The following is a 10,962-nucleotide window of genomic DNA, read 5'->3' as shown; positions in this document are numbered from 1 at the left end:
ACCCCGTTAGTATCCCGAATCACCCACCTCGACCCACAAACCTCCAGGTCAACGGGTTGATAGCTCGCCAGCGACATCACCGTGCATCAAGTCAGGTCGGCGCGACGCTCCGGTCGCGAAGACGAGGACATGGTCTCCATCGCCGGCGAACTCGTCGACGGGACGATCACTAATCATCTGGTGAACTGGATGTCACCGTTCAAGGAGCGGATCACCGTGGTGACAGGGGAGAAGGGTGTGCTGGTGGCCGACACCCTCAACGCGGATCTCGCCTTCCACGCCAATGCCGACGCCGCTATCAACCTGTGGGAGTCGATCGCCTCTTTTCGCGGTGTCAGCGAAGGCGAGGTCGTCCGCTACTCGCTGCAGCGGAAGGAACCGCTGGCGGGTGAGCACGAAGCATTCCGGGACGCAGTGTTGGGGACTGGCACCAACATCGTCACCATGCGGGAAGGGCTGTACACTGTGCGCGCCGTCGAGGCCGCACTAGAGTCGGCTCGAGAGGCTAGCGTTGTCGACATCGGTTGAGACGGTGCACGACCCAGGCGACTAGGTCTTTGGCATCGAGAGCAACACCGCGCACCGTCCATTTCATCACCGCGAGCTGGGGGCCAAGCCTGTGACGGACGGAGCGCAGCAGGACCGTAGACGGTGGCTTTGGATCGGCTCATGCTTCGTTGTCATTCTACTGTTTGTCATCGTCTTGGGGCTCGTGCGGAAGCCTCAGCTGCCTGACGGGTCAGAAACCGCTACCTCACCCACGTACGAGTCGCCGCTGACCGTCCGAGAGACCGTGTCGCTCACAGTCCCGGACTCCGTTCGAACGTCGACTCAATCTTTCCCCGTGCAGAAGGGCAGATCGTACGTATTGCGGTTCACCGTTTCGACGACGAAGCCAAGTTCCACGCCTGGTACGGCAATGTACTTGGGGGTGTCCCTCGCCTGCTCTGGCGGGGACAGCGGCGAGGCCCGATCGATTAGCGGCACACAGAACATCATCGACGGTGAGTCATCCACTCTCACAAATCAATTCCTCTTAACAGCGAAAAAGGACGGTGAACGGAAGTGCAACGTATTAATCAGCTCCCCTAACGAGTCCGCTGCCGCGGTCGGCACCACGCTAGATGCGGACGTGCAATGGGAAGAGACCCCTGTCGGCCAGGACGCCAAAGCTTTCAGCTCCGATGAGCGTTTACCCATGGTTGTCTCAAACCGGGCGCGACTAGCTGCGTTCCGCGGTACGCTCAAGGTCCCGAAGGCTGGCGATGAGACGCTCAAAATCCTCAGCACACTGCACTTTACCACCTGTACGATCGTCAACGGCTCGCGCGAGGGAGGCGAGCCGTTGTGCATTCCATCGGAGACCGATGAAGGGGGAAGCAGCTTCGACGTCGACCTGCGAGTCGATGTGCTGGATTCCGAGGGAAGAGTGTGCGAGAGCCTCGATGTCTTCACGGAGTCAACCCATGTGGATAAGAAAACGCATCACCAACTTCTATCGTTCGTGAAGAAGAATCAACTCCCGGCTCCTCTTTGTGGGCGGACCCTCGAGTTCGTTCTCGCGGTGAGCAATTCGGGTCCGGCACCGCTGGTTGTACACGGAAGCAGCTCATCATTCATTGTCGTCGCCAGTAGCACATGAGACTTGATCGCGCCGTAAAGCCGGGGTGGAAGTATCTTCGTACGCCGGATACTGAGTCTCTTGCACCCGTCACGTGTTCTGGCGAGGCTGGCGTGAGGTTGCGCTGCTATGCTCGGGCCGAAAGTGCTCCGCCCGATGATTCGCGTGGAAGCGCATGAAGCACGTCCTTGCAACGGGCTACCTAGCTAGTAGTTTATAGCCCGGCAAGGGGATAGCTAGTGCAGTGATCAGTCGTCCAAGAGGGAGCTGGAGTTGATGACAGTCAACGACTATCGCAGGGGTTTCATCTTCTGTCACCGCCATCATAGATTTTCACGGGCTGATAACCTTTCGGGGTGGAATCGAATCGTGACGCCGGGTTATAAACTGTTTGTGCATCCCGATGCTGATGTGCGCCAGGCGCGATATCGATCTGGTCGGACAGTCATCGTTGTCGGTGACGTCTTCGTGGCACATGGAGGCGGGGACCTCGATGGGCTAATGGGCCTGCTCGCCGATGGTGACTATGAGAGCCTAGATCTCCTATCTGGAAGATTTGCCGCGTTCGTAATCGATGGTGATGATGCGCGAGTGGTCCATGATCCGTTGGGGTCGCAGTCCACCTTTTACCGACTCGGGCCCCGATCGGTAGTGGCGTCGCACGCCAGCCTTCTGGCGGAGTGCGAGTCTTTGGAGAGATCGCCGGAACTTGTCGGATACATGGCCACCCCCGAGTATCGCAACCGGTCTACCCGGTTCCTGCCGGGGGACCTAACTCTATACGACGAGATCGTTCATCTCGTTCCGAACAACGAGCTTGACGTGCGTACCGGGCAGACGCGGCGGTACTGGCCCAGGCGGCCGAACGAGAGTCAAGATTTCAACGGGCTACTGGCGGTATGGGACGAGTACTTCTTGAGTTACAAGAGCTTTCTGGATGCCCACTATTATCCTGTAATCGGACTGACCGGCGGTTTGGACTCACGTTCTGTCATCGCGACGTTGGCGTCACATGGCACCGATGCGCGCTATGTGACGTGGGATCGCATGGGCGAGGAGGAAGCCGCCAGGATTCCCCGGTTGGCTGCGCATCTTGCGGGGAGGCACGATTGGATAAGACTGTCGGAGAAGCCCAACGATCCGGACCTAGATTCAGTGCGCAATAGTGCTCAAAGAGCTACAGGATATACCCGTGGTCGTCCCCTCCTTCCTGCGCAGATGGCTGTTGGGGCAGGGGATGCGGACGTGTTCTTGAAGGGGTTGGGCGGCGAGGTGATGCGCGGACCATTCAATACTCGGCTCAAGAGCTACCTCCCGAAGGAAGTGGATAAGCTGGCCTACGCCCTCTTTGCTGGGCCAGCCCGCCACGACGCGAGTAGGAAGTTCGCGAGAACGACGACCAACGCTATCCGTCAGTATCTTGAGCGGGGAAATTATAGCGCCGATCTCCATGGTGCGGATGTGGGAGATCTGATTTATTGGGAGCAACGGATGGGGACTTGGACCTCCGTTCAGCATGCAGAACTCGTGACAACGATGAATTCCCATTCTGCAATGAATAGCCGAAAGATGTTTGAGGCTGCGTGGGGGCTTTCTGATAGCGAAAGGTTTGGAGATCAGCTACTCATGCGGATTATGAGTAAATACGATCCGGTGCTTGCGGCCCTGTAGAGCTTGGAGTGCAAAGTCTGGCTTCGCGGGCTAAAGCGTTCGTGCGCGTGGTCGCACCTATCCTTAGGAAGTCCAGTAGAATACGTTCCCGCGATATACTTGGGACTGATCTGAGAACCGCACGCCAACTGCCCCAGAGGGCGAGATCTGGAGCTCTGCCCGAGCTCCGCGATCCGAGTGGATTTCGACAAGCTGGTTCCGTACTGGTCGATACTCCGGTGGCAGGCGGGTCGTGGCGGATTGGTTATGCTCATTGGTAGGGACGAGAGCGTCGATCATCACGTGCACCTCGTCCTGCCGCCGGCGGATGCGTAGTTCTTTGATTGAGGCGTCGGCAACTTGAAAACCGCGCAAGGAGCGCCATGGACCCGCATTCGGAGTCGGCTGCTCCGAGTTCGCGAGCAAGAGCTCGTAAGGAGAGAGCGCCCTGATGCGCCCGCCCTCTTGAAGATCCGCAATATGGTCCATAACTGCTTCGAACGATTTGCTGCTCAATTTTCCGCCGAGGTCCAATTGTGACGGGTGCAGCATCATCTGGAATCCAGTGCGACGAGTCTCTGCGAACGTGAGATGCTCGCGAATCGCATTGGAATCGAGGCGTTCGATCGTGACATGGGCGAGGCCATCGCGAACGTTTCCATCAAGGATTCGCTGCGCCGTGTTGGGGAGGTAGGCGGATGCAACGGCGTGATGCCGCAGAATGAGCCTGCCAGCGTGTGTGTCCCACTGCGACGGTCTCGCCCCGTTGCGGAATCCTAGGTAGTCACCCTTGGAAACGCTGGGCGGAGCAAATCCCCATACCTTGCCGCGAGCTGCTGGGAGCTGCTCCTGGATCTCCCGAAGGCCGCCGACGACTTGATCGTGTATTGCCGCATGCGAATTCACCCCCCAGTGGTTCGCAGAGTGGTTCCAGATCTCCACGTCGCCAGCTTCGACCCAGGCATTGAGCTCAGAGGGTGTCACCCCCGAGTTCTCGGGATAATGCCAATTCCTCGGGTTGTATGCCTGGGCCACCTTAATCCCGCGCTCGCGGGTGAGAGGGAGAACCTTGTCTCTAAAACTGCGGAGGCCGTGATCGCACCGGAGCGCGACGGCACCTAGCCCATCCGTGAATATCGGACCTCCCATGGCGTGGACGAACAGTGTCCGCAGAAAGTCGTGTTGAAGCGCCGCATCGCGTGGCTGCGGGGTCTGTGAAGGGATTGCGCTCAACTAGAGACCTCCGAGTGGTGGGCGGATGCGCTGCCAATGTCCGCCCGTCTTCATTCTATTTCCGAGTAGACAGACGTCATAATGCCCCGGTAGGTGTCGTTGTCAACTGACCGGTGACCGGGTCCGAGATCGATCCACCGCGTGCTGATGCGGTCCTCGAACCCTGCGTGGAGGAATGCTTCGCGTAGCGGGTCTTCGTGCTTGGTCACGTGGAAATTGTCCCCCGAGTTCGACACCAGCACGGTCGTCGGGTAGTTGTTCAACCTTGACATCCGTTCCGTGACGCTAAGTCGGGGGAGAAGATTTGCCTCCGCCGTAGGAGTCAATTTCCGCTGGCCGAAAGCAGGTGCCGTGGCATGCGAGACGAGTCGTGGTGGGTAGCTGCGAAGATCGGTCTGAGGGCTCATCGCAACGGCGATTGCTCCATCGAGGTGCGTTGCGACCTGCAGGGCGGCGAAGCCTCCGCCTGAACTTCCGGCAAGAACTATGTTTCTCACACCGAGGTTGCCAGCGGTCCGGGAGACGATCTCCGCAATCTCCGGAACTAAATCGAACCTCTCGTTCCCCAAATACCATCCGAGCCGTAGCGACGACGAGAGGTCGAGCGTGGGGTCGGCGATAGCGAGTGTCGGACCTGACTCCAGCTCAAGTTGGTAGCGCCACCGCAGGAAGATGGGGGTTCGGACCTTGCCCCTGTCCAGGGCGCCCTGGAACAGGACGGTCAGTGTCGTGCCGGGGCTGGGATCGATCGCGAATGGAATGACGAACGGACCATGATTGACAGTCTGGATCTCCTGATGTTCCCGGGGCGTCCGTACCGTCGCTGCTGAGGCGAAGTTCCGTGTCGGCATTTGGTAGAAGGTAGGTCGCCACCGCTCGTCGCCGTCCCAATTTATGAGAGCAGTCCTGTGCGGCTCAACCTTCTTCGGGTCGACCCGCCCCCTAACCGTCTGCCGAAGATCGGTGACCGCCGCGGTGAAGCCCAGATCGATGTCGCCGTCGAGTCCTCTCTCCTGAGCACTCGCCTGGAGGCGCGCTGCGATCTCGTGACGCTCGGACGCATCCTTTCCGACAGCAGAGGAGCGGGCTGATGCGATCAGCTCGAAGGCTTCTCGACGGATACGGGTGTTCAAGTGCGAGTCCTGAAGTGCGGCAGGGACTCGCGCAGATCGAATCTCAGTGTCTCTATTGCTGGACTCTGGGTCCTGTGGAAACGTGACCGAGTCCGGGCCGATCGCGATGTATTCACTGATCCGGCCGTTGGTGACCTGGAGACAGAGCCCGGGAGCCTTCGTCTGGACGACCTTGGAGGTGGGATGCTTTCCAGCGCCGACCGCGAGAACCGTGATGAATCGGAAGTTGGTCCCGGACTTCTTGGCGGTCACAGCTGTGGCTTCGGCCTTCTGCTTCCAGCCTGTCGCGACCCACCCGTCGAAGGGAGTGTTCTGCCCCCGAACCTGTTCAAGCGATGTAGCAGTGCCTGAGTACAGCAGGGCGGCCTTGTGGCCCCCGGACGTCAGCTCCACACGATGGCGACTGATGTCCGCGTCGACTTCAGGGCCAAGCTGCCATCGCTGCGCAGCCGTGCACTCCCTCTTCGACCGCACGTGATCGATGACGACCAAGTAGTCTCCGTTCACCGAGTAGATGACACGTCTCGTCAGTGATACGTCAGGGAAGCTATTGTCATCGAATAAGAAATCATACGAACGCGCGGTGACGGTCTGACGAGTCAGTGCCACCTCGGCGTCCTTGCGTGGTGACACCCCTTCGATTGTGACCAAACTGTGGGAGGCCCGCGAGAGGAAGTGCTTCCTCGGAATGCTATACCCATACTGAAACTTGCCGGGATCGACGACCCAGTTCACCGTGTCTGCACTGTAGGTCAGCGAGCCGCCGTCCGGGTGGCCGTGGACGCGGTCCGCTCGGCCGAAACTCACTGAGAAGAACGTCTCCTCGTCGAGATTGCGCTCGGTCTCGCCCCAACCGCTCCGCGCGAAGAGGTATCCGCGGTCGTATACCTTGACGAGGTCCGCCGGAGGCTCTCCCTTGGCGCCTCCTGAGGTGACGTAATCGGTGTAGGGAGACTCGACTCGTTTGGGATTGCCGCCGTCAGTATCCCCGATAGAGACGAATGTGCCGTCCGGGCGAGTGGCGTGGGCTATCTCCTCAGGGGCGAGTGCGTGTCGCGCCGCTGCGGAGGGCCGCGGGATTCCCTCCGCATCGAAACGCTTGAGCGCGCGCTCGTACCAGAGGTAGTTGTTGTAGTGGTAGGCGACGGCGCCTTCCCCGTTGACGCCTTGGTTGTCATACTCCTCGCTGAGCAGGGAGTCGAACCGACTGATCGCGAGCTCGGTGTAATGCTCGTCCCCGAGGATCCGGCCGCACACAAAGAGCGCCTCGTGCTGATGCATCGCGTGATTGGCCTTGCCTAGATTGGCCGGGTCGCTCATAAAGTCGGCATGGTCTCGGATCGTCTCCTCGAGCCACACCAGGTCCTGTGGACTCCGGTCGCGCACGAGAGGAGCGGCCAGGCACAACTGGATGACACGAATGCCTTCCACCATGTCACGCCATACCCACTTGTGCGCGGGAGCGGAACGAGGATTGCTGCGCACCCAGTCCCGGACGTATCGGATCCACATCTCGTACGCGTCGTCGTCGCCCTTGGTGGCTGCGCGGCGCAGAGGGTCGAGCCAGCGGAGCATGTGGTATTGATTCTGCCAGTTGACATCGTCGAAGGGATCAGCCGCCCAATCGATCGTGGCAGGCAGGTCCCACTCTGGATGCGGGGTCATGGTTAGCTTGCCGGCGAGCAACTTCTTGACCGTCGGCGCATGGAACGACGAGCCGAAGGCCTGTCGCTCCGAGACAGCGAAATCTAGACTCATGGGAGCCAATCCTTAAAAAGGTTGCGACGATGCACCTGCTCCTCTGCGGGCGCACCGTCAAGGATATTCAGTTGCTGAGTTCTTCATAGGTCCCCGAGATCAATTGGGCGAGCTGCTTCCAGTCACGGTTCTCCACTACCCAGTCCCGAGCCTGTTGACCGATCTGCCGGGTGTACCCCCGGTCGTCCAGCAATACGGTCAGCTGCTCGATGAGGGACTCGGCTTCGCCTTTCTCGTGCAGATGCCCGTTGACACCGGGCATAATGATCTCTTTGAGCGCCGCGACGTCCGAGGCGACCACAGCTTTGCCCATCGCCATGGCTTCGAAGGGCTTCAACGGCGACACCATCTCACAGACAGGCAGAGGTAGACGGGGGAACGGCGTGATGTCGATCAAGGAATAGTAGCGCTCGACGTCTTCGTGAGGTACCCGGCCGGTGAAGGTGACGATGTGATCGAGTTCGCGCTGCTGGACATCGTTCTGGAAGCGTTCCAGCTCCGCGCCATCTCCGACGATCAGGACGTGGAAGTCCTCGCGTGTGCGATTCAAGACCTCAGCGGCTTCGAGCAAGAGCTCGATGCCCTCGTAGTCGAGGACGGAGCCGACGTAGCCGATGACGGTCTTACCGGCGACTCCCAGGGTGGAGGCAAGCTCCTCGTCTCGCGGAATCGGAGCGAATCGCGAAGTGTCGACGCCGTTCGGGACGACACGGATCTTGTCCCCGTCCACGCCACGACTGATCAGCTCTTCGCGTAGCGCTTCGGTAATCGCGAAGACACGGCTCGCGCCCTTGGCGGCGTCTGCCTCCATGCGCGCGATGTACTTGAACATGTTGCTTTCGGCCCATTCAGGGTTCCGTGAACCTCGGGTGACCTCCCACAGGCCGCGCACCTCGTAGATCGAGGGCAGGCCGAGCTGGCGTGCGGTCTTCACGGCAGTGAGACCGTTCCAATGGTTCGAGGCCGCGTGGATGATCGAGGGACGTTGTTCCTTGGCCAGCTCGAGCAGTGCGCTCGAATAGCGCTCCGTGTAGTAGAAGAGAGGGTTCTTCTTCTCGATCTCGCGGCCTTTGAGCAAGCGCCTGTAGTCGACGTTGCCGACCACATCGTGCGCTGCCACCTCGGAGATCTCCGCCTTGCCGGGCATGTCGTACGGATAGCCCAGACGGGTAACCCCGTCGACATCCCATCCGATCCTGTTCAGCTCCGAGAGGAGGCCATGCGTGCGGGTGGCGTAACCGGCGGAGTTGTGTGGCAACGAGTTGTGCAACAGGTAGAAGACTTTGTGCTGCTCGGGAGGATAGGCGACCTGTTTCGCCATCTTGGGGAATGGGAAACCCGTCTTCCCGAGCTGGTAGTTGCTGACGGCGTTACGCCGGGTCTCTGCTTGGAGGGTCTTGGCCCACGGGTCCTCAGGGAGGACTCGCCGGTAAGCCTCCAGGTACTCCTCAAGCTGCTTCTGCTTGTTGGCCGCGCGGGCACGGCGGATGGCCCGGCGCAGCGCGTTGATTGGCACCGCGCGTGGATCCGCGCTCCGGAGGAGGTCCGTGGCGGTCGTCCGGTTCCCCCGCGCGAGAACGACGGTTAGATGCGCCCGCTCGAGGTCGTTCGCGCCGAGACTCTGGCCAGCAGCGGCAAGGGTCTCCTCGGTGGAGGATCTCGTCTTGTACGCCTCGTTGATCTGCACGATGGCGCGGTTGACGGGATCGCCGTCGGAACCGATTGTCGCCAGGACGCCTTCAAGACGGTGCGGTATCGCATAGTCCAACGCGGCCCGGTGCGCCTCAGGTGCTTCAGCGATGTCCGCTGACAAGCGGTCGAGAGCCCAGCTAGCCCTTTGAGCCGGAAGCTCAAGTTCGCGTACTAGTTCCAGGTACAGCTCGAGAGCGTCTACCTGTGCGCCGTTCCGGGCCAGGGAGAGCGCGAGCACTTCTTCAGCCGTGCTCCCTCGGGAGTGGCGGATCAAGAAGCGTGTGTACTCCAGCAGAACTTGCCCATCGAAGGTGGAGGCCGCTGCAGCATCGCGGTAGGCGACAAGAGCAGTTTCGAACTGCTCGGGACGTTCGGCGGCACGGCGGGCCTGCTTGAGGAGCTCCTCGGTGTGGGCACGTTGCTGGTGCTGGGTCTGCGAGGGCTGCTCTTCGGCGGTGCGCTGCCCGCCGCCGCGGAGCCAGCGGAATGCCGGATTCGGACTGCTTGACTGCGTCATCGCCACAGCCCCTTGGTGTCGATGACGATCTTCTCGTGCAGTAGTTCTCGGTCGATCTCTTTGAAGGGATCGTGATCGACCAGCAGCAGGACGATGTCGGCGCGCTCGAGGGCGGAATCGAGGTCGGCGAGTTCGACGTTCGAGCGCTTGTCGAGCTCCGGCGGAAGCTCATGGACATTCGGCTCGACGACCAGAACCGTTCCGTGGTCGAGCTGATCGGCGAGGGCGCCGGCGATGTTGCGGCTGGGCGACTCGCGCAGATCATCGATATTGGCTTTGAAAGCAATACCTAGTGCGGCGACCGTCGGGTCCTTGAACCGATTGGCCCGACCGAGAACCTTCTCGATGACCATCTGAGGCTTGGAGTCATTCACGCCTCGGGCCGTGGCGATGAGCTTGGAGACCTCGCGCTCTGCAGACACGATGAACCACGGATCTACGGCGATGCAGTGGCCGCCCACGCCTGGACCGGGCTGGAGAATGTTCACGCGCGGATGGTGGTTGGCGAGCTCGATCAGCTCCCAGACGTCGATGCCCTGGCGGTCAGCGATGAGGGACAGCTCGTTGGCGAAGGCGATGTTCACGTCGCGGAACGCATTCTCGGTGAGTTTGGCCATCTCGGCGGTCCGGGCGTCCGTGAGCAGAAGCTCACCCTGGCAGAAGCTCGCGTAGAGATCGCGATTGAGCTCCGCAGCCTCGGGGGTGGTGCCGCCGATGATGCGGTCGTTCTCCGCCATCTCGATCATGATGCGGCCGGGCAGCACGCGTTCGGGCGCATGGGAGAAGTACACCGAGTTTGGGCGCTCGACATCGCTGGTGAGATCCGAGCGCTCGCTCAGGATCACGTTTGCCATGTGCTCCGTGGCGCCAGGGGGCGAGGTGGATTCCAGAACGACCAGTTCGCCGCCCTTGAGCTTCGGTGCGATCCCGCGGGCGGCAGCCTCGATGTACGAGAGGTCCGCATCGTGATCGCCGATGAACGGGGTCGGCACCGACACGATGTATGCGTCGGCCTCCGGCGTCTCCACCTGTGCGCTGAGCTTCCCCTTCGCGACCACACCGGCCAGGACGGTTTCCAGGCCTTCCTCGACGAACGGAACTTCGCCGGCATTGATCGCATCGACGCTGGACTGCTTCACGTCGACACCGATGACGCGCTTTCCGGCCTGTGCGAGCACGGCAGCGGTCGGAAGCCCGATGTAGCCGAGGCCGATCACGCCGACTGTATCGAGGGGGACGTTCGGACTCATCGAGATCTCCTGGAAGTACGGGGATGGGGACCAGTGCGTCGGAGGCGGCGCTAGGGGTCACCGTAGCTTGCGCACGATTACTTGAGGACGTCGACAGCTGGCGTTGTC

Annotated in this window: 7 protein-coding genes; 3 read left to right on the top strand and 4 right to left on the bottom strand. The window is 60.8% G+C overall.

What is annotated here, in order from left to right; all coding sequences use genetic code 11:
- Window positions 1–81 precede the first annotated feature (81 nt).
- The 3 genes from ACFQRD_RS09065 (at window position 82) to ACFQRD_RS09055 (ending at window position 3,292) form a co-directional block, all read left to right on the top strand.
- A complete protein-coding gene (locus ACFQRD_RS09065; RefSeq protein WP_377803837.1) occupies window positions 82–528 on the top strand; it encodes a Gfo/Idh/MocA family oxidoreductase in 447 nt (148 codons plus the stop codon).
- 403 nt (window positions 529–931) lie between these two features.
- Window positions 932–1,642, top strand: coding sequence for a hypothetical protein (locus ACFQRD_RS09060; protein WP_377803836.1), 711 nt, complete (start codon window positions 932–934; stop codon window positions 1,640–1,642).
- Window positions 1,643–1,897: 255 nt separating this feature from the next.
- Window positions 1,898–3,292, top strand: coding sequence for a hypothetical protein (locus tag ACFQRD_RS09055; RefSeq protein ID WP_377803834.1), 1,395 nt, complete (start codon window positions 1,898–1,900; stop codon window positions 3,290–3,292).
- A 63-nt stretch (window positions 3,293–3,355) separates the two neighbouring features.
- Here the strand turns inward: ACFQRD_RS09055 and ACFQRD_RS09050 are convergent, their stop codons facing one another.
- From ACFQRD_RS09050 to wecC, 4 genes are all read right to left on the bottom strand, one after another.
- A complete protein-coding gene (locus ACFQRD_RS09050) occupies window positions 3,356–4,213 on the bottom strand; it encodes a hypothetical protein (RefSeq protein WP_377803833.1) in 858 nt (285 codons plus the stop codon).
- A 341-nt stretch (window positions 4,214–4,554) separates the two neighbouring features.
- Window positions 4,555–7,395 (bottom strand): heparinase II/III family protein, encoded by a 2,841-nt coding sequence (locus ACFQRD_RS09045; protein ID WP_377803831.1) that lies wholly within the window; start codon window positions 7,393–7,395, stop codon window positions 4,555–4,557.
- 67 nt (window positions 7,396–7,462) lie between these two features.
- A complete protein-coding gene (locus ACFQRD_RS09040; RefSeq protein WP_377803847.1) occupies window positions 7,463–9,604 on the bottom strand; it encodes a glycosyltransferase in 2,142 nt (713 codons plus the stop codon).
- A complete protein-coding gene (gene wecC, locus ACFQRD_RS09035; RefSeq protein WP_377803829.1) occupies window positions 9,601–10,854 on the bottom strand; it encodes a UDP-N-acetyl-D-mannosamine dehydrogenase in 1,254 nt (417 codons plus the stop codon). The genes ACFQRD_RS09040 and wecC overlap by 4 nt, the downstream gene beginning before the upstream one ends.
- Window positions 10,855–10,962: the final 108 nt, after the last annotated feature.

The organism is Brachybacterium sp. GCM10030268 (assembly GCF_042666305.1).
In the GTDB taxonomy this organism is placed as follows: domain Bacteria; phylum Actinomycetota; class Actinomycetes; order Actinomycetales; family Dermabacteraceae; genus Brachybacterium.
Note: the sequence above shows the minus strand (reverse complement) of the source record. Positions and strands in the feature narration are given on the sequence as shown.

Coding starts and splice junctions, on each gene's coding strand:
- ACFQRD_RS09040 (WP_377803847.1), bottom strand. CDS start 9,604: ATGACGCAGTCAAGCAGTCCGAATCCGGCATTCCGCTGGCTCCGCGGC.
- ACFQRD_RS09045 (WP_377803831.1), bottom strand. CDS start 7,395: ATGAGTCTAGATTTCGCTGTCTCGGAGCGACAGGCCTTCGGCTCGTCG.
- wecC (WP_377803829.1), bottom strand. CDS start 10,854: ATGAGTCCGAACGTCCCCCTCGATACAGTCGGCGTGATCGGCCTCGGC.
- ACFQRD_RS09055 (WP_377803834.1), top strand. CDS start 1,898: ATGACAGTCAACGACTATCGCAGGGGTTTCATCTTCTGTCACCGCCAT.